The sequence below is a fragment of the Bradyrhizobium sp. WSM471 genome (genome assembly GCF_000244915.1).
Classification (GTDB): Bacteria; Pseudomonadota; Alphaproteobacteria; order Rhizobiales; family Xanthobacteraceae; genus Bradyrhizobium.
Genome location: NZ_CM001442.1, coordinates 787,938 through 804,971, shown reverse-complemented (window position 1 = coordinate 804,971; position 17,034 = coordinate 787,938). Strand labels below are relative to the sequence as shown.

General features: G+C 59.0%; 18 protein-coding genes. 11 read left to right on the top strand and 7 right to left on the bottom strand.

What is annotated here, in order from left to right:
* Positions 1-680: 680 nt before the first annotated feature.
* The 8 genes from BRA471DRAFT_RS03830 to BRA471DRAFT_RS03795 all read left to right on the top strand — a co-directional run bounded on the left by BRA471DRAFT_RS03830 (position 681) and on the right by BRA471DRAFT_RS03795 (position 8,925).
* A complete protein-coding gene (locus tag BRA471DRAFT_RS03830) occupies positions 681-899 on the top strand; it encodes a hypothetical protein (protein WP_007604771.1) in 219 nt (72 codons plus the stop codon).
* A gap of 888 nt (positions 900-1,787) precedes the next feature.
* Positions 1,788-2,876, top strand: coding sequence for a helix-turn-helix transcriptional regulator (locus BRA471DRAFT_RS03825; RefSeq protein WP_157233969.1), 1,089 nt, complete (start codon positions 1,788-1,790; stop codon positions 2,874-2,876).
* A gap of 397 nt (positions 2,877-3,273) precedes the next feature.
* Complete coding sequence (locus tag BRA471DRAFT_RS03820; RefSeq protein WP_007604768.1) at positions 3,274-3,888, top strand: NYN domain-containing protein; 615 nt, start codon at positions 3,274-3,276, stop codon at positions 3,886-3,888.
* A 514-nt stretch (positions 3,889-4,402) separates the two neighbouring features.
* Complete coding sequence (locus tag BRA471DRAFT_RS03815; protein WP_231171028.1) at positions 4,403-5,197, top strand: ABC transporter ATP-binding protein; 795 nt, start codon at positions 4,403-4,405, stop codon at positions 5,195-5,197.
* Positions 5,194-5,934 (top strand): ABC transporter ATP-binding protein, encoded by a 741-nt coding sequence (locus tag BRA471DRAFT_RS03810; RefSeq protein ID WP_007604766.1) that lies wholly within the window; start codon positions 5,194-5,196, stop codon positions 5,932-5,934. The genes BRA471DRAFT_RS03815 and BRA471DRAFT_RS03810 overlap by 4 nt, the downstream gene beginning before the upstream one ends.
* Positions 5,931-6,785, top strand: a complete 855-nt coding sequence (locus BRA471DRAFT_RS03805; protein ID WP_007604765.1) for a branched-chain amino acid ABC transporter permease — start codon at positions 5,931-5,933, stop codon at positions 6,783-6,785. Before BRA471DRAFT_RS03810 ends, BRA471DRAFT_RS03805 begins: the two co-directional genes overlap by 4 nt.
* The gene (locus BRA471DRAFT_RS03800) at positions 6,782-7,759 is read left to right on the top strand and encodes a branched-chain amino acid ABC transporter permease (RefSeq protein WP_007604764.1); all 978 of its coding nucleotides are present in this window, start codon (positions 6,782-6,784) and stop codon (positions 7,757-7,759) included. Before BRA471DRAFT_RS03805 ends, BRA471DRAFT_RS03800 begins: the two co-directional genes overlap by 4 nt.
* A 23-nt stretch (positions 7,760-7,782) precedes the next feature.
* Complete coding sequence (locus BRA471DRAFT_RS03795) at positions 7,783-8,925, top strand: ABC transporter substrate-binding protein (RefSeq protein WP_007604763.1); 1,143 nt, start codon at positions 7,783-7,785, stop codon at positions 8,923-8,925.
* A gap of 820 nt (positions 8,926-9,745) precedes the next feature.
* Here BRA471DRAFT_RS03795 and BRA471DRAFT_RS39295 read toward each other — a convergent pair.
* On the bottom strand, positions 9,746-10,273 hold the full coding sequence (locus BRA471DRAFT_RS39295; RefSeq protein WP_007604762.1) for a hypothetical protein: 528 nt from the start codon (positions 10,271-10,273) through the stop codon (positions 9,746-9,748).
* A 1,016-nt stretch (positions 10,274-11,289) separates the two neighbouring features.
* Here BRA471DRAFT_RS39295 and BRA471DRAFT_RS03790 point away from each other — a divergent pair.
* Positions 11,290-11,622: a hypothetical protein gene (locus BRA471DRAFT_RS03790; protein ID WP_007604755.1), complete on the top strand. Its 333-nt coding sequence runs from the start codon at positions 11,290-11,292 to the stop codon at positions 11,620-11,622.
* Here the strand turns inward: BRA471DRAFT_RS03790 and BRA471DRAFT_RS03785 are convergent, their stop codons facing one another.
* Together BRA471DRAFT_RS03785 and BRA471DRAFT_RS03780 are read right to left on the bottom strand one after the other, a co-directional pair.
* Positions 11,623-11,829 carry a hypothetical protein gene (locus BRA471DRAFT_RS03785; RefSeq protein WP_035973517.1) on the bottom strand — a complete coding sequence of 69 codons (207 nt, stop codon included), beginning with the start codon at positions 11,827-11,829 and terminating at the stop codon, positions 11,623-11,625.
* Positions 11,830-11,891: 62 nt separating this feature from the next.
* Entirely contained in the window at positions 11,892-12,104 is a 213-nt protein-coding gene (locus BRA471DRAFT_RS03780; protein WP_007604751.1) for a hypothetical protein, read from the bottom strand.
* Positions 12,105-12,435: 331 nt separating this feature from the next.
* On the opposite strand from BRA471DRAFT_RS03780, the gene BRA471DRAFT_RS03775 reads away from it, so the two are divergent.
* Together BRA471DRAFT_RS03775 and BRA471DRAFT_RS03770 are read left to right on the top strand one after the other, a co-directional pair.
* Positions 12,436-12,741: a hypothetical protein gene (locus BRA471DRAFT_RS03775; RefSeq protein WP_007604749.1), complete on the top strand. Its 306-nt coding sequence runs from the start codon at positions 12,436-12,438 to the stop codon at positions 12,739-12,741.
* Between the two features lie 761 nt (positions 12,742-13,502).
* Positions 13,503-13,691: a hypothetical protein gene (locus BRA471DRAFT_RS03770; RefSeq protein WP_007604743.1), complete on the top strand. Its 189-nt coding sequence runs from the start codon at positions 13,503-13,505 to the stop codon at positions 13,689-13,691.
* A 690-nt stretch (positions 13,692-14,381) separates the two neighbouring features.
* Here the strand turns inward: BRA471DRAFT_RS03770 and BRA471DRAFT_RS39290 are convergent.
* The 4 genes from BRA471DRAFT_RS39290 to BRA471DRAFT_RS03745 form a co-directional block, all read right to left on the bottom strand.
* Complete coding sequence (locus BRA471DRAFT_RS39290; RefSeq protein WP_007604741.1) at positions 14,382-14,840, bottom strand: hypothetical protein; 459 nt, start codon at positions 14,838-14,840, stop codon at positions 14,382-14,384.
* Between the two features lie 7 nt (positions 14,841-14,847).
* The gene (locus BRA471DRAFT_RS03755; RefSeq protein ID WP_007604739.1) at positions 14,848-15,069 is read right to left on the bottom strand and encodes a hypothetical protein; all 222 of its coding nucleotides are present in this window, start codon (positions 15,067-15,069) and stop codon (positions 14,848-14,850) included.
* A gap of 939 nt (positions 15,070-16,008) precedes the next feature.
* Entirely contained in the window at positions 16,009-16,512 is a 504-nt protein-coding gene (locus BRA471DRAFT_RS35595) for a hypothetical protein (RefSeq protein WP_157233968.1), read from the bottom strand.
* Between the two features lie 106 nt (positions 16,513-16,618).
* Positions 16,619-16,846 (bottom strand): hypothetical protein, encoded by a 228-nt coding sequence (locus BRA471DRAFT_RS03745; RefSeq protein ID WP_007604735.1) that lies wholly within the window; start codon positions 16,844-16,846, stop codon positions 16,619-16,621.
* Positions 16,847-17,034: the final 188 nt, after the last annotated feature.

Genomic DNA, 17,034 nt, shown 5'->3' with positions numbered 1-17,034 from the left:
TCGCAAATCTTTGTTATGAAAGATATCGGCCGGAGGCCGATCGACCTACCACGAAGGCGCGCCAAGCACATTGCGGAAGCCAAAGGCACCGCGTCCCACGGATGCCACCTTACCGGGATTGGCACCTCCCAAATTAGAGCCCCCGGGCAAGAGCTTAGCCGACGACGTCTGTAACGGCTGAGGATTTTGACAAGAATCTGCTGGGTTGTCTCCAACGAAACTCTCCGCATCACGGCCATGGTCAACGCATGTCCTCAGCGACTCGAGCCAAAATGGCCGATTTTGATGTTGCGGATTTATGAAAGGTGATGAGCAGCGTCCTTGTCATGTCGCCGCCCAACTTCTCGGCCTCGCCACTCTGACGTACTCACCTGTCGAACCCGTAGGCTCAAATTTTGTTTTCCGAAACTTTGCCGGCGATCACTGACCCATCTTCCCCGGAATGATCGCTATCTGTCGGGCGGGCAGGACGAGAGTTTGCGCACGATCTCAACGCCCCTGTTTTGATCGTCGTTCTTGCGCAGGCAACTTGAGTCGCTTGGAATCACGCAACAGGGCGACACCGCCGCCGGGAGCGATAGCCTTCGCACCTGCAGCAACGATCCTCGTTGCTTAAAATCGGTCTGCCGATAAGCTTTCCATATTGTCGCCAGTTCATTTAAGCACCTTTGGAGATTGCTTTGACGAACGACACAGCCGTTTACGTCGTCGGTCGCGTCGATCCAACTACCCGCAGCAAGGAGTGGGCCGGCCGCATGGGCACGCGACGCACCATCGCCAGAGATGGGCTTACCATCGATCCCGCATCCCTCGCCTATTGCCGGCACGAATGGCTGAACGGAAGCGGTTACGTCGATATCGAGCGGGTACGAGAATTCCCGTCGATGTTCACGCTCTGAGCATCAAGATGAACCGGCAGCCTCCTCCGGAAGAGACAGTCCGCCGACTGCTAGGCCGCCTCGCAAGACGAGGTCGGCCCGCTCGAGTGCTTTCGACAACGCCTCACGCGACCGACAGCAACCCAAACCGCGAATTCGCGAAAACCGATCAGTCAGTGGTTTGGTTCTTCGTCTTCTTACCGATCTTCGTGCTGCTCTACGCGATAGTCGAGAAAATGCACGTTAGATAACGCACTCGGCGGCCGCGCGTCGATCTCAAGTCGCAAACGTCCTTAGTCGCATCGCTTGAAGATGCCCTGCTCTAAACTAAATCCCGATCACACTAGTGATCCCTGAGTGCATTCCGCTGGGCAACTCGTATCAGGTCGACCGTTGAAGTGAACTAACTAGGTCTGCCGGCGCGTAAAGCTTCTTTGACTGCTTTCTGATAGGGCGAGGAAGCCAATAGCTGAAACAGCGCTCGTGCCGCCCTATATCCCGCCTCGGCCCGACTGCGCTCTCGGCCTTCTACTAAGCATTCGCCCGAGCTTGTCCGAATGAACCAGCCCCAACGTCGTCCCCTGCGTTGAACATCGATGTCAAAGGTTGGCAGATCACTGGTTCTATTCCGACAGAAGTTGCGGTCGTAGCTTTTCATGAATACGGGCTCGTGCACAGCGAAACTCGTGAACAGCGGACCGGCCCGCATTGCCCAAGAGGGCGGTCGCTACGAGCCCCTGTAGGACCGTGGCCAACTTCCATGATGGTCATTTTGCTCTCGCCTTGCCGAAGTGGGTCTCGCGGGGCTACCCCAACCCCTTGATAAGGCGAATATCCTGAGGCAGCATGGCCCAATTGGGCTATGCCTTTAGAGGTGCTGCGGCACATTCGACGACGTCGGAATGGTGGATGGAACCCTTTGATCTGCAGCGACTTAGCCGCGTGTTGGCCGCCGCCGCGATCGATCCCTCTCTCTGGACAGAGGCATTGCAGACGGCGGCGGAATGCACCGGGTCGTATGGCGCGGTCCTGTTACCAGTTGTCGGAGCATTGCCTATCGTTGCTGCTACTCCTTCCATGGATCGCAGCGCAAATGTTTACGTCAGTGACGGATGGCAAGGCCGCGACGAGCGCTACCGGGGAAAGGCCGCCTTCTTGGCCAATGGAGTGGCGACAGACGACGACTGCATGCCATTAGACGCACGCAAGCGTTCGCCTTTTTATCAAGAGTTCCTTCGGAACTGTAATCTTAGCGGTTGGGCAGGCGTCCGGATCGGCCGGGAAGATCTAGTTTGGAATTTGAGCCTACAAAGGACGCCAGAACAAGGTTCTTATTCCGCGAGAGAGTTGCGAGCTCTTTCCGAGCTGTCCAACAGTTTGGATTCGGTCGTTCAGACTTGCGCAGCGCTCGGCCTGGCAAAAGGGGAATCAGCACTAAGTGCCTTCGATTTCTCAAAGCGCGCGGCACTTCTGCTTGACCGGTCGGGCCACGTCGTTCGCGTCAATCCGGCGGCGGAGCGACTAATCGGATTGGATCTGCAGATTTCGGCAGGACGCATTCGCTGCCAAGATCCGAAATCAAATGAGCTCCTGCACAACGCGATCAGAGCTCTGTTCTGGAGCGTTGAAGCCTTCACTATCGCGCCCATAGTTCTGCAAAAGGTTTCAGGCGGCCGACTTGTCATCTACCCGATGCGGCTTACTGGTCTAACCGACTCTCCCCTTTCCCTCTTCCACGCAATACTAGTTATCTCCGACACCGACTTAACGCAGTCAGCAGGTATGATGACTCTGCGCGAGGCCTTTGAGCTGACGGCCGCAGAATCCCGGCTTGCATGGGCTCTTGCGAGCGGCAAGGATTTGGAGAGTTTTGCGGCAGAGCGAGGACTTTCCAAGCAGACCCTGCGCAATCAATTGAAGTCTGTTTTTATGAAAACGGGGACACATCGCCAGGCTCAGTTGGTGATGATGTTGTCGAACCTCGTTCCGGAGAAGTGATGACTCCAGTTTGGCGACGCCATCTATCACACTGCTAGACCGGTAAGAACGATTGACGTCAATCTTCGAGCGCCATGGTGCCGCAGGCCGGCAACGCTCACTTCCGTCAATTACGCGATTCCGGACTTATCCGAGACGATGCTAAGTGCGGCCACGCGCCCTGTAGTACTGCCCGACGACGTCGGCAAAACCAGCCCTGAAACGGTGCGGCAAAAGCGCAAATCTGACCGCCTGCAACCTGAAGTCACAAGGGCGCAATCGAGAATCCCCTTTACAACCGCCTAGCGCGCATCGTCCATGGCAACTATGCTACAATAAGTGTCCGCCTTTCATCTTCAGTCTTCAGCGAAGCATTCCATCTCTCATTTCCTGATGAAGTACCTCCGCGAAAGTAAAAATGGCCTCCACTATTAACAAGATCGCGCTCTTCATCGATGGAGCCAATCTCTACGCGACGGCGAAAACTCTGGGCTTCGACATCGATTACAAGCGCCTGCTGAAGGAGTTTCAGAGCCGCGGGACGCTGCTTAGGGCGTTCTACTACACCGCGATCATCGAGGATCAGGAGTACTCCTCGATCCGGCCGCTGATCGACTGGCTCGACTACAACGGCTACACCGTCGTCACCAAGGCGACCAAGGAGTTCATCGACGCCTCCGGCCGCCGCAAGGTCAAGGGCAACATGGACATCGAGCTCGCCGTGAACGCCATGGAGCTCGCCGAGCACATCGACCAGATGGTGCTGTTCTCGGGCGACGGCGACTTCCGCTCTCTGGTCGAGGCCGTTCAGCGCCACGGCGTGCGGGTCACCGTGATTTCCACGATCGCCAGCCAGCCGCCGATGATCGCCGACGAGCTGCGCCGCCAGGCCGACGTCTTCACCGACCTCGTCGAGCTGCAGTCCAAGCTCGGCCGCGACCCGTCCGAACGCCCCGCCCCGCGTGATCGTGAACCGCGTAACCACATGCCGAAGTTCTTGCAAGAGCCGAAAGGAAATGACCCTCTCGAGTGAGACAGCCTTCCTCAATGGCCTACTTGCGGCTAAACCAGGACCCATAGCTGGATTGTTATTGGGGCATCACAATCGACGTCCCGTCTCGATGCAATCGCGTCGTTTCGGCGAAGATCGTAGAACTCTTCGCGTGACCTGGCGCGCATCATGGCTTCGTTAGTCTTGCAAGCGCGATGTACATGCGGTGCCGCAGCTTCTTTATTCTCGGCCTCGCGACGCGCGCGCTCGCGTCCTTTTGCCGTACCGTCCCTCGAACCTTTGACCGAGCGACCGTTTGCAGGAGCTTGCCGACGAACCGAGTTTTTTTCGTGCAGGTTGCGGGCCTCGCAGTAGCTAGACCCCAGGGTATCGAAGGCAACCAGTCAGCACAAGTTTTCGCTGTCTGTCAGCGATACGATCCCTATGCGAGGCGGCTTCTCCTGCGATTTGATCCCTATCGATTGCTCCGTTAGCTGCCCGCCAATAAGACCGGTCGCCACCGCTGCGATCAGAACAACGAGGGATGGACAGCCGGGTGGCAAATTCCGGGGAAACCCGCACGAGTGCCGGCGAGGTGCTGCGCGTCGAAGGTTTAACCGTCCAGTACGGCGCGCTGGTCGCGCTGCGCGACATGAGCTGGTCGGTTCATAGCAACGAGATCCTCGGCATCATTGGCCCGAACGGCGCCGGCAAGAGCACCTGCTTTGCAGCCGTTACCAACGCCGTGACGTATCGAGGCCGTGCCTTCCTCGATAGCAGCGACGTCTCCGCGCTCCAAACCTTCGATCTCGCCAGCCGCGGCCTGCGCCGAACCTTCCAGCAGAACTCGTTCTTCGGCGAGTTAACGGTCCTGCAGAATGCCGCTTCGGCGATCTTCCGCGACTTCTCGACCAATTTGATGACTTCGCTTTTCGCACCGTGGCGCGAGGCCTCGACCCGCCGTTCCGCCGAAACCGCCGCCGCACAACTACTCGACTTCTTCGGCATCCCACGGCAGTACCATGGCCAGCTTCCGGGCGACATTCCCTACGGCGTACAGCGGCTGCTGTCGGTGGCGCTTGCCTATGGCACCGGAGCAAAAGTGCTGCTGCTGGACGAGCCTGCCGCCGGCCTTAGCGGTGGCGACATGAAGAAGCTCGCCGACGTCCTGATCGGGTTGCGCAAGCGCGGGCTGGCCCTTGTGGTGATCGAGCATCACATGGACCTGATCATGTCAATCGCCGACCGCATAGTCATGATCGACCAGGGCGCGATGCTGGCGACGGGAACGCCGACCGAGATCCAACGCGATGCCCGGGTTCGCGAAGCTTATCTGGGGCGCGACGAATGACCGGCGTGCTGAGCAGCGACGATCTCTGCGTCCGCTACGCCGGCAATGTTGCGGTGTCAGGCGTTAGTATCGACGTTCCCGCCGGCCGGATGGTCGGCCTCGTGGGCGCCAACGGTGCCGGCAAAACCACGCTGGTCAACGCGCTGGCCGGCTGGTCACGCGGCCACGCCGTTGTAACAGGTCAGGTCCAGCTTGAGGGCCGCAACATTGAGAGGCTCGCGGCCCACGAGCGGGTGGGACGCGGCCTCACGTTGGTACCGGAAGGCAAGAACATTTTCGCCGAACTGACGGTGGACGAGAACCTCGAGCTGGTGCGTCCCCCGGCCGACGCGACCGGCAGGCACCTCTTCACCACCCCGGAGGTCTTCGACTTTTTTCCACGCCTAGCCGAGCGCCGCTCGCACAAGGGCGCGGCATTGTCCGGCGGCGAGCGGCAGATGCTTGCTGTGGGACGCGCACTGCTCGCTGGACCGCGCGTTCTGATGCTGGACGAGCCCTCCGCGGGGCTCGCGCCTCGACTGATCACCGACCTGCTCTCCCGCATCCGCCTGCTGGTCGATCGCGGGCTGCCGGTCCTGCTGGTCGAACAGAATGTGAAAGCCGCGCTCAAAGTGGTCGACCATCTTTATCTATTGGAACGCGGCCGGGTTGTCGGCGAAGGTGCGGCCGCGGTAATGGCGGCCGATCACCGCATCATCGAGGCCTACCTCGGCACGATCGCGGATGCACCTCCATGAACGTCGCGCAGCAGATCATCAACGGCATCGTGCTCGGTTCCGGCTATGCATGCATCGCCCTCGGCTGGACCATTTTGCTAGGCGTGGCTCGCCTCGTGAATTTCGCCCATGGTCAGCTCTATATGCTCGGGGCGTTCGTCACCTGGTACGCCATCACCAAGCTAGGTCTGCCCTATCCGCTCGCCATCCTCGTGGCAATTGTGGTGCTCGGAGCAACCGGCCTTTTAATGCAAAGCGCGATGATGCGCCTGGTGATGACCCAGAACCTAACCAGCCTGATGATCGTGACACTCGGGCTGGGCTATGTACTCCAGGGCGTAAGCGCCCTGATCTTCGGCGGCAATCCGCAAATCCTTCCCGGAACATTGGCGCGCGCCAAGGTGGATCTTGGTACGCTGTGGTTCACTTGGCAGGACGTGCTTGTGCTTGTCGTGACGATTCTGCTCTATGGCGCCGTTTGGGTATTCACGCAGCGTACCCGCTTCGGCGCGGTCATTCGCGCTGTCGCCGAGGACCCCAAGCTCGCGGAGCTGTTCGGGATCAACGCCAAGACAGTCTATCTGCTCGTCTTCATGTTCGAATGTTCTGCGGTGGCTCTGGGCGCGGCACTGGTTGCGCCCCGTTCACCGATCTTGACCAGCATGGGCTTCAACGAGGTTATCATGACCTTCGTCGTTGTCGTGCTAGGCGGTATCGGTTCGATCGGCGGCGCGCTCGCGGCCGGCATCGGACTCGGCCTGTTTACGGCTTTCTTCGGCGCATTCGTTGCGCCCGCCTACACGACGGCGGCTGCCTTTGCGCTACTGCTGGCTTTGCTGGTGATCCGTCCCGCGGGGCTTGCGACCAGATGACCACTATCGAAGCCCCCCGGCCGCTATCGATCCCGTTCCTGCGCCTGGTCGCAATCGCGGCTTCCGTCGTGATCGGCTTCTTCCTGCCGCGCCTGCTCGGCGGCACCTCGGTTGCCTATTCGACGCTGACCACGATCGCGATCTTCGCGGTAATGTGCTACGGTGCCGATATCATTCTGTCTTATCTCGGCGAGGTCAGCCTCGGGCACACCGTGTTCTGGGCCATCGGCGGCTATGCAGCCGCGAACCTGTCCGTCAGCTACGGCGTCAACGGATGGATCACAGCTGCGACGACAATCGCGCTGTGCCTCGCGGCAGCTGCCTTCCTCGGCGCAGTCACCTTGCGGACCCGCGAATTCGTTTTCTCGCTCGTGACCTACGCGGCCGCCGTCGTCGCATACGAGATCGCCTTCAACTGGGACGCGGTGGGCGGTTCCGATGGCATCGTCGGCATTCCGCCCTTAAAGTTACCTTTGATTTTCACGAATTTCTCCGGCGCGATGCAAGAGGATCTCTGGCCGATCGCCTTCGCTCTGCTTGTGTTGACTTTGGCCTTCATCGCACGCTTTCGTCGCTCCCGCCTCGGCACCACTGCGCTGATGGTGCAGATGAACCCGGCACTCGCCGCGAGCCTTGGCGTCGATCCACGCCGGATCAGGCTCGCAGTATTCGTGATATCCGCGCCGATCACGGGGCTCGCCGGCTGGCTGTACGCGTATCAGCGCGCCTATGTCGGCCCGGACATGTTCGAATCCTACTTTCTGGTCCTTATGCTCACCGCCATCGTGCTGGTCGGACGCCGCATCCTGCTGGGGCCCCTGATCGGCACCGCACTCCTGATCGCCCAGCAGAACCTTTTCTCACTCGGCGGTGACTGGAACAAGATCGTGCTGGGATCGGTGCTCGCACTGGTCCTGATCTTCTGGCCCACCGGTCTTGTGGGCCTCTATCGCCGTATTACCAAGAAGTTCTGAAGACGCATATTGGGAGGAATAGCATGCACAAGACGAAACTGGCTCTCGCGCTGCTGGCGGGTCTCGCATCAATGCCGGCGATGGCGCAGGACATCAAGGTCGGCACCATCTTCCCGCTGAGCGGCGGCGCTGGCCCAGACGGACAGACCGTGACCAATGCGGTCAAGTTGATGGTGCAGCAGATCAACGACAAGGGCGGCCTGCTCGGCCGCAAGCTCACGATGATCTCCAAGGACGACGAGAGCACGCCCGCAGTTGGTGTCAGCCGCGCCAACGAGATGATTGCCGAGAAGGCCGACGTGGTCATTGAAGGCTGGAACTCACCAGTAACGCTCGCGATGCAGCCGATCCTCGCTCGGGGCAACGTTCTCGACATCACGGCGGTCTCGAAATCGGAGCTGATCCTCAGCGGCGAAACCAATCCGTACGCGATCCGCATCAACAGCTCGAACGGCTTTGACGCTGCCGTGATCGCCAAATATGTCGTCGAGACCATGAAAGCGAAGAAGGTGGCTTTCCTGACTCAGAACGACGTCTACGGCAACGGCTTCCAATCCGCCGTCGAAGCCGAGTTCAAGAAGCTGAATTTCTCCGGCCAAGTCGTCATGACTGAGAAATTCGCATTCAAGGACACTGATTTCCGCGTCCAGCTCACCAATCTAAAGGGCGCCAGTCCGGACGCGATTATCGTCACGAACTCCTCAAATTCTTCAGGCTTGCCGGCGATGGTCGAGCAGTACCGCCAAGCCGACATCAAGTCGACCTTCGTCGGCGCGGTCGGCATCATGTTGACCACGGTATTCAAGGTCGCCGGCGATGCGAATAACGGCGTGATATCGGCGGACATCTTCTTCCCCGACCTGCCGCCGTTCACGACCATTCCAAAAAGTAACGCGTTCGTGGCCGCTTATACAGAGGCCTATGGGGCCGCTCCCGACAAGAGCGCCGCGTTGGGCGCCGCTGCCGTGCAGGTGTGGGCGCAGGCGGTGGAGTCGACAAAGTCGCTTGATCGCAAGACCGTTGCGGAGGCGATCCGCGGCAAGCCAGTCAAGGGGACGGTGTTCGGCGACGTCCAGTTCCTGCCGAACGGGCAGATGCAGCCGCACTATGTTATGTTCAAGGTAGTCGACGGCAAGAGCGCCAAGCTCGAGGCGCTGCAGCCATAGCTTCGCACGCCCACTGGACACTTCTAAGCCCGCCATCCCGTGACGGGCGCCTCGACCAACCGCAGCGTGATACGGTGCGCTCACCGTCTCATTGGCAGTAGTAATTTGCTCTCTGCGTGCTCGATTGCCTCCGCAAGTCGAGAATTCTGTGTCCGCATCTGGCTTCGGCCGGTGCTTCCGTGGAGGTCGCCGTCCAATCGCGGTTTACTTGAAGCCTACTGGCGAAAACCGCCTCCGTTTGCATAACACTGAGCCATCACAGCTGCGGCTTCATTGGCCCTGCTCATTCACTGTAGGATCGCTGTTGCCCCGATTCGGCCGTCTCGTTCGAGGCCAAGCAACGCCGCGCCCGCTCTATCTGGACGTTGGTGGCACCCTGACTACGGGCATACATTTCAGCCACCGCTGCTGACACCTTGCAACGTAGTATCTGACTTCCGAGCAGGAGATCCGGTCGCCGGGCCTGTGTTGGCATGCGGCATACGCGGCAGAGCGCATCGGGATGAGGAACAAAACGGCAGCTCCGATTCCCGACGCGACCTTCATTGCTACCTCCGTACTTGGTGGTTCATTGCACGGAGGTGGCCTGACTGGCGGTCGTTGCGCAAATTAACATTTGTAGTCTCGCGCAACGCCGTGCGGGGTGTTGCTCTCTTGCGCCACAGTCAGGGTCGTAGAAATGTGAGCGTCACGATGGCGCAGCATCTGGAATGGCTCGTTGCTCCGACGACGGCCGGCTCACAAGCGCCCGACTTGCGTCGGCGTGGAAATCCAATCTCCCCACAGACTCACCAGCCGGTTAAGCCGATGGGTTCCTCGATTAGGTCGCGTGTGGATTCACGACTGTATATCCGCGCAATGAGCGAGCATGAACCCGTGTTGCATGCCCGCCAGAGTTGGAGTCGTACGCCATCCACATGTCGCCACCAACGTGCTGTTCCAATACAAACACGTGGCCGCGGCGTGCGGCGACCATCCCCGGTGCTGGCGATGTACGGGGGAAACGGAGCCAATTCGCCGCAAGGTTCAGCTCCGGAATCACCCGACCGAACACGCGGAGCGCGGCGCCACAACCGCAATATGAGGAAGGGCAGCCGGCCGGACGACCGCCGATCACGCGCCCCTCCGGCTCGCTCGCGCTCGCAAACGCATTCATCGCAGTGCCTCGTTGACGCATCTGCAGCCAGTCACCGCGTCGTACATTGCTGCGATCGGCCTGCCGGTACGAGAAGTCACACGGCATCGACACGTTGCATTCGGCGATTTGCTGATTGCGGAAGGGACGCGCTTCAGATGGGATTGAGCCGGTGATGAAAACAAGCGAAGTGAGAAAGACTAGTTTCAACATGCAGGACTCCTACGCGTGTCCTGCCCCGCCTGCAGAGGCTAAAAACAATTTGGTCAATTGAAGGCTACTTAATGGTCACTCGGCTTCTGCGGCCGTCCTGCTTAACTCAGGTTAAACCTGCTGCTGACCGATAAGGATTGCCGACAATGCTTGTCAGTCTAGAACAGTATCTCCGCTTCGGATTGATACAAGCAAACCGAGTGATGCTCCGTCCTTCAAATTGTCATCAGATTGGGTGCCACTTTCCGCCGCTGCGCTCGGCTTCAGGAGCGGATGGCGTCAATCGCGTGAGCTATCAGGACCGCAACGCTGGCCGCGATTATGATGACTAGCAGCCAACTGATCACGCTCGTCTCCATCAACGTTGTGGAGTGAATGCGCTCAATCCCGCACAGTCAAAAAGAACCCGCCGGAAAGCTTAATTTCAGCGAGGGGCTGAGGACTCAAGGCAACTCTTGCGTCCGCAATCGGTCCTATCAGCGAAATGCCAGTAACCGGGTCTCAACCGAGCCCACCATGACCGGGACTGTGTGCCGCGCCCTCTCGCTTCGCAGCCGTGAAAAATCGGAATTGTTCCGCCTTCGGAACAGAATGCCCGCTAGATGGATTTCGGTTCCGCCGAAATTTGTGTTTGCAAAACAGGCAAAGCTGCGGCAGATTTTTGCTACCGGGGCTGGCTGCATATTTCACTTGGTGTTTTTAACCCGGCTTCATTTGACGACGCGTGGGCCGCAGCGTTTTAACCTCCCGCTGCGGCCTTCGCCGCACGGCAGGCCAGCGTGAACCGGCGAGCGCCCCTCAAGGTACGCCCTGTCGTTGGCGCCTCAGAGTCGGAGGACCGTGAGAACGGCTCAAGCGTCTCCAGCCGCAGCTTTCCCGTCTGCTCCGCTGATTGAGCTTCGCAGGAGCGGGTCGCCCTGGGCATTAGCCATTGGGACAGTGGCCCCGAATCGATGCCGGTTGCACGAAAGGGGCGGAATCCGCATTATGGTTTTGCTGGGCGAAGCGGATCTACCGTGGCTCTGAAGAACCCCGACGCCATTGCGGCAGTCGTGACTGCGCTGCGGCTTACTTACGGCGACGAAACGGCACGAGCCATGCTGGTCGGCGGCATGAGCCTGGCCGCGCTGATAGAGGCGATGTTCTCCGCCTCGGTTGAGCGACGCGATGCCGTTCGATACGTTGCGTCTGCCTTGGACGACTTCGCCATCTCACCGGAACCCGGCCCCGTCTGGCACCTTCGCTACGTTTACGAAAGTCATGGCTCGTTTCGCGTCGTCGATATGGAGATTGCGACCCCAACGGGCACGCTGTCCAGCAAAGACGTTTGGCTACGTCTGCCCGTCTAGCTACCTTGCCACCTCTGCGACGTCACCAGTGCTGTCGACGATTCGCGAGCGCGCGGTGCCTTCCTTGACGGCCTTGTAGGTCTTGATCTTTCCGGCTGGTAGTTCCTGGATCTGCGAGTATCCTGCGGCGCGAAGCTTAGCGACAATTTCCTCCGACGTGAGGCACAGCGCAAACGAGCACGGCCAGACCGCTATGAGGGCAGCCATGACGAACGATCGCAGCACTGGCCCTCGTTGCGCGCACGCCGCCATCGGGTTGGCTCCTTAGCTTATCCGCTGACCGGCCCCGACAACGTCTCCAGTCCCGCCTCTATTGCCGCGATGTCCTGCTCGATCTGCGCAATCGACAACCTGCAGTCAAAGCCCACCCAGGCTTTCAGGTCTCCGGCAAGTCGCCGGCGATGGATCCTCAGCTCTTCAAGCGACTGGCGGTCTTTCACTGTTGTGTAGCTATCCACAATCAACTCAATCGCACTGGACATGACGCTACTCCACAAAAACAACTCGGATCCAATCGAATGAGCTTAGTGCAAGCCGCGCGGTGGCCGCAACATCTGCGCTGGGTCCTACAAGCTGGCCCCTCCGCCGGTTTGCACTTCACAAATGGAGCGGCTGGGAGCGACAAGAGCCAGAGAGCGCCACGAATGCCCAACCAGGATAGGTCATGATCATTGACGGGTTCGCGCCCTCATCGTCCAACGGCAAACTCTTCGGAAACGGAAGGGCATAGGACCTTGGTTTTTTCTAGCTTTTCCCGAACGGAGGCGTCAAACTTGCCCCTATTGAGAACGTATTTTTTTAAGGGACATTGCGATGGGAAAACCTGCCGTTTCCCGTGATGCCTTCCGGGGACTATTCGCTTTGTATGCGGCGAAGGCTCATCACGACCATAAGGCCGAGGCCGAACATTCCCTTTTGCGGATGTTCGGATCTGCGGACGATATACCCGATACGTTGCTGCAGCAGTGGTCGGACAGAGCTGAGATGCTCGGCTCAGAAACCGTTGGCCGCATATTGGATCCACGCGTCCGTCAAATCACGAACGGCAACGCGCAATACGACCATGCCAGCGACTTTCTCCACACGCTGCTGAGAGACCTCGGGCAGAAAATGCAGTGATCGAACCGGCATGCCATTGGCCGCAGCCGTCAGACGCATAGACTTGGCAGCTCTTTTCCTGTGCTTTTGATCGACTTGGACTTCGTAAGAAACCATCCTGCCTTCAGCCAAGCTCAATGAGCCGGCGCGCCCCACTGTGCTAGGCATCCATACCGCCATTATCGGGCTGGATGAAGCCGACCCACGCCCGCTAAACCACTCGACTGTGTCTGCGGCCACCTAGGCGACGATCGCAAGGCGGTGTGAAATAGTTCGCAGATTGGGAAAGAAAAGCTCGCTACCATGGAGAGAGCGGTGGAGATGCTCCCGCCTGCTCTTGCTCGGTCGCCTGCCGATCCCGCTTGATGATGAGTTGTTTGTCGATTCACTCCCGGAAAGCCGACAACGATGATTGACGACGATTTGGTCCGGGCACATCGCAACAATATTCAACGCTATCACCTCTTATTGCAGACCACTCTCACGGACTTCGAACGGCAGTATGTCGAAAGACGTCTGAGCGAAGAGCAATCGAAGCTGGATAAGCTAACGACTCGTGCTCAAGCAAAGCGAGACGGCCAATCGGCTACAGATCACGCAGGGTAGAACACCCGATGAGGCACACGGGTGCTGTTAAGGGCTGCCGCAGAAAAGCTTGTGCGAGCAGCTGCGCAGCTTCAGCATTCCGAGCGGAGACAACTAGCCGAAGCACGGCAGCACCACCTAAACACTTGCACTCGCCCTTCGGTTGCGGTTGGATCGTCTTTTTAGGATTTGATCCAATGGCAATTCAATTCCTTGTGGCGAAGGTTCTCAGGGACGAGCTATCTTTAAGGGGCATGCAATCATTAAGCGTTGAAGATTCCGAGGCGATTGCTGCTCGCATCTTCGAGCGGATCACTGAGCTCGAGCTGGAACTTGCCGCCCGGGGGTTCAACATCCCCGCGAGCGGCGATGATAGACCGACGTGACGAGCCGGCGTCATGTCCATTTACGATCCGCTATTGAGGGAGCTGGGGCGCACAAGGGCGCAAACTATTCGGCTCACGTTCTCGGAAATCGAGGGAATTCTTGGGAGGCCGTTACCGCCGTCAGCTTACAAGTTCAGTGCCTGGTGGGGAAATGAGAGTTCGCGCAAAGCTGGGCACACGCAGGCGATGGCGTGGCTGCAGGCAGGCTTCACGGCCAGAGTTTCTCTGAAACAGCGGGCGGTGGAATTCCGTCGAGCCTGAAGGCTTTCACGGGCGCCACCTTACTGTTGCGAGCTTTCCCGCGCGTCCGGGCACTGTTACTCCACGGAGATGCAGTTCGAAGGTGACGGACTGATCCAGCCCGGTCCCCGCGACCCTTCTCATCCAGGGTTAAGCTCGAGAAACGAGGTCCAGAACTGCAATTCTTTGAGACAGAATAGCTCTCGTTCGAACGCCCCCCACTCCTTGGGTGATCGCTCAGGCCGAATAGCAGCTTACTCAGCAGACGACGAAGACCTTTCCGCGAGCTGATTTCAAGAGCCAATCGGCCAGCTGCACTCGAAAATCAATAAGGCAATTGGCGCCATCGGTGGTACCGGACAGATGATCCAAAAGTCGTCGGCTAACAGGTTGTGGCGCAATCGAGAGGCCGCTCTAGCAGCGTCGCATGAACAGCACCGTGGCTCGAATTTAGCCGGGGGAAAGGCGTACGCCCGGGCTCCTCGCCTCTGCGGGGCGACGCCTGGGGAGGCGCCAGCCTAGCGGTCCCGGGAAGCTGTTGGCGATGCTCAACGCGTGGTTCTCGTCGGTTTCGAGAGCTATTTTCTGGGCAAGCATGACGTCGCCCTGAGCCAAGCCACCTAACGGGACGAAGCAGCGCCCTGTTCCGAGCCGCCCGTATTCGTCTATCTCGTTGACGTTGGCGGACGTCCCGCGCCGAATTCGGTACCGCTTCCCAGTATCGCATCCCACGACGTCGAAATATCTCTTCCTATCGAAGTCCGCCCTCTGCTGAGGCGAAAGCCAAGAACGAAGGAGGCGTAGCGCACGAGCGTGGATCGTTTTCTCGTCCTTGGACGCTTCATAGAGCTTCCCAATGGAGAGGCTACGAAGGGGCCACCGGCTGACCCGAGCTAAGTTCCTCTTCACCTGGCCATCACCCACCGACTAGCCGCGGGAAAAACAATGTCTCTTCGGCGGTCGGATCAAACGTGGTGATCCTGGTTACCTCCTCCGGGCTGCTCCGCACCGCTGCGGTGTATCCTTTCCCGGTGAATTCCAGAAAACGTCTCTCCGCCTCCGCCAGAGCATCACCGCCGGAGTTGTCGAAGAAGTAGCGGCTGTCGCCGCTGTGATCCATCACGATCTGCGTTGCCATGCTGAGGCTCCCGATTGCACTTCGGAAGGAATGTAAAAGCGGAGACCTCGTTCCCATTTTCGTAAGCGCCAGATATTTTTTAGTTGTGCGCCTCACTAGGCCCGACTGTGTAATCCGCCTGGCACGACTGACAAGCGCTCGCTTCGTCAATGTCGTCACGCAGGACTGAGAACGATTTAGGAGCTGACAGTGCCCGATCCTGTGCAGACGAGATCCCACCAGCCCGGTGCAGCCGTTCCGGGGCCGGTGCGATTTCGGAGACGCGGGCGGCAACAAAGATGGTCGAGGGATTGACCAGATGTGCCCAGTGCCATGTGAATACTTGCGCAGGGCGCGCGCCTGCGATGGAGAGGTCTATCGGCAGTCCGGGACGGCCCCACCCGACCAGCGGCCCGGAGGGGGCGCTGTTCCGTTGGGGCGCAACTTCAAGAGCCGGCGGCACCTCGGAGAAGGACGTTGGAGAAACTGCCAGCGTCAAGGTCGCGGCAAATGGACGGGAACTGGGGCCCAACGCATTCTGCTGAAGCCGCAACGGCTTGCCGACGACCTAAAGCGGCCACGGCCCTATCCCCAGGCCCTCTTTCCACAATCCCGTAGTATCGGAGTAAGCGTCATGCGTTCCTCGCCGTCGATTGTGCCCGCCATCGCCCATCGAGACCTCTATCTCAGCCGCTCTACAACAAGGCGCCCTGCCAAACAAACGGGCTTACGCAGACCGGGCTTTGCCGCTTCCGCGAGCCCGATGCCGCTGACATGGCGCTATTCATCTTTCGGACTAGAGCCGCCTTGGGCGGGCTTGCTCCAGCCGCCCCCGGTGACGCAGCAGGCCGATTTGCTGCCGGATGCCATGTTCAGAGACTATTTATGGGGATCGTCAATCGAGCCGGGGCGCGTCCGCGGTGAATGGCGCTCGCCGAGGTCCTGTAGTCGGCACCGTAATTAGTTCAGCTTGAAAAACGTCTGCCCTAGCCGCTCCTTAAGTGTTTCCAGTAACGACAGTCTTGTATCAGGCGCCGCAACCTGCGCCCTCGTTGCGGGTACGGGGATAATATCCAACGGTTTCGCTGCTCGACGGCTAGAGACTTTTTTAGCGGATTCTCCTTTTGCAGCATGCTTCGGCTTCAAGACCTCGCCGCCTGATTTCGGAGTGACCGGTTCCCGGGCGACGTCAAGTTCGGAGAATGCGCTCTGCAGAGGCCGACCAGATTGCACCGACGTCATCGATGTAGAAGGACTGATATTCGACGGAGCCACAATGGTCGGCAAGCTGGTATCGATTATGACCCGTTCAGGTGCCCGCTCGGCTGAGCTGATCCTGATGGACGGTCGCTCTACGTCAGTGTTACCGGGGCCCATCGCCTGCTGCGGCAAGCACCAGCCGATTGCGATCAGCAACAGGACGAGAGAGCTGCCGACAAATGCGAAATATTTCATCAAAGGCATAGGCCGCCTCCGTTTGGCGACGACCTTGCGACCTCGATTGTTAGCAAAAAGCTAAAGGTAGATTAAAACAGAAGACATGGTTATCACGCATGCTGCGACGCAGCGGCTATTTCGCCGGCGTCCGTGACTTCGATGCTGCATCGTAGATCTCGATCTTCAGCATCGGATACTTGGCCAGCAATTCAAGGGCCGCTTTAGTCGCGGCGTCCTGATCAAGAAATTCCGTCTTGAAACGACCATCGACGAGCATTGCATAACCGGTGGCCGGCGCGAGGTCAGCACGCCGAACTTGGCTTGATTGCGGACGTTCAAGGTGAAGGGTTGTTTTGTTCATTCCTTACTTATCCGGTCGGAGAACGCCCTTGCTGCTGAGGCTCTCGCAATTCGCCGAATTGGATGCTTGGGGTTTCCCAACCGGCGTAAGCACAGAACAAGAGTACAAAGATTCGAAATGCAATCGACATGCCGCCCGCCTTTTCTTATTGGTGAGGACGGTACAAGCAACGTCTTACGTCAGCTTAG

Excerpts from the sequence above, each read along its gene's own strand:
- BRA471DRAFT_RS03825 (WP_157233969.1), top strand. The coding sequence starts at position 1,788 with ATGGAACCCTTTGATCTGCAGCGACTTAGCCGCGTGTTGGCCGCCGCC.
- BRA471DRAFT_RS03795 (WP_007604763.1), top strand. The coding sequence starts at position 7,783 with ATGCACAAGACGAAACTGGCTCTCGCGCTGCTGGCGGGTCTCGCATCA.
- BRA471DRAFT_RS35595 (WP_157233968.1), bottom strand. The coding sequence starts at position 16,512 with ATGCCTTTGATGAAATATTTCGCATTTGTCGGCAGCTCTCTCGTCCTG.
- BRA471DRAFT_RS03775 (WP_007604749.1), top strand. The coding sequence starts at position 12,436 with ATGGGAAAACCTGCCGTTTCCCGTGATGCCTTCCGGGGACTATTCGCT.
- BRA471DRAFT_RS03780 (WP_007604751.1), bottom strand. The coding sequence starts at position 12,104 with ATGTCCAGTGCGATTGAGTTGATTGTGGATAGCTACACAACAGTGAAA.
- BRA471DRAFT_RS03800 (WP_007604764.1), top strand. The coding sequence starts at position 6,782 with ATGACCACTATCGAAGCCCCCCGGCCGCTATCGATCCCGTTCCTGCGC.
- BRA471DRAFT_RS03785 (WP_035973517.1), bottom strand. The coding sequence starts at position 11,829 with ATGGCTGCCCTCATAGCGGTCTGGCCGTGCTCGTTTGCGCTGTGCCTC.
- BRA471DRAFT_RS03770 (WP_007604743.1), top strand. The coding sequence starts at position 13,503 with ATGGCAATTCAATTCCTTGTGGCGAAGGTTCTCAGGGACGAGCTATCT.
- BRA471DRAFT_RS03810 (WP_007604766.1), top strand. The coding sequence starts at position 5,194 with ATGACCGGCGTGCTGAGCAGCGACGATCTCTGCGTCCGCTACGCCGGC.
- BRA471DRAFT_RS03755 (WP_007604739.1), bottom strand. The coding sequence starts at position 15,069 with ATGGCAACGCAGATCGTGATGGATCACAGCGGCGACAGCCGCTACTTC.
- BRA471DRAFT_RS39295 (WP_007604762.1), bottom strand. The coding sequence starts at position 10,273 with ATGTTGAAACTAGTCTTTCTCACTTCGCTTGTTTTCATCACCGGCTCA.
- BRA471DRAFT_RS03745 (WP_007604735.1), bottom strand. The coding sequence starts at position 16,846 with ATGAACAAAACAACCCTTCACCTTGAACGTCCGCAATCAAGCCAAGTT.
- BRA471DRAFT_RS03805 (WP_007604765.1), top strand. The coding sequence starts at position 5,931 with ATGAACGTCGCGCAGCAGATCATCAACGGCATCGTGCTCGGTTCCGGC.
- BRA471DRAFT_RS03820 (WP_007604768.1), top strand. The coding sequence starts at position 3,274 with ATGGCCTCCACTATTAACAAGATCGCGCTCTTCATCGATGGAGCCAAT.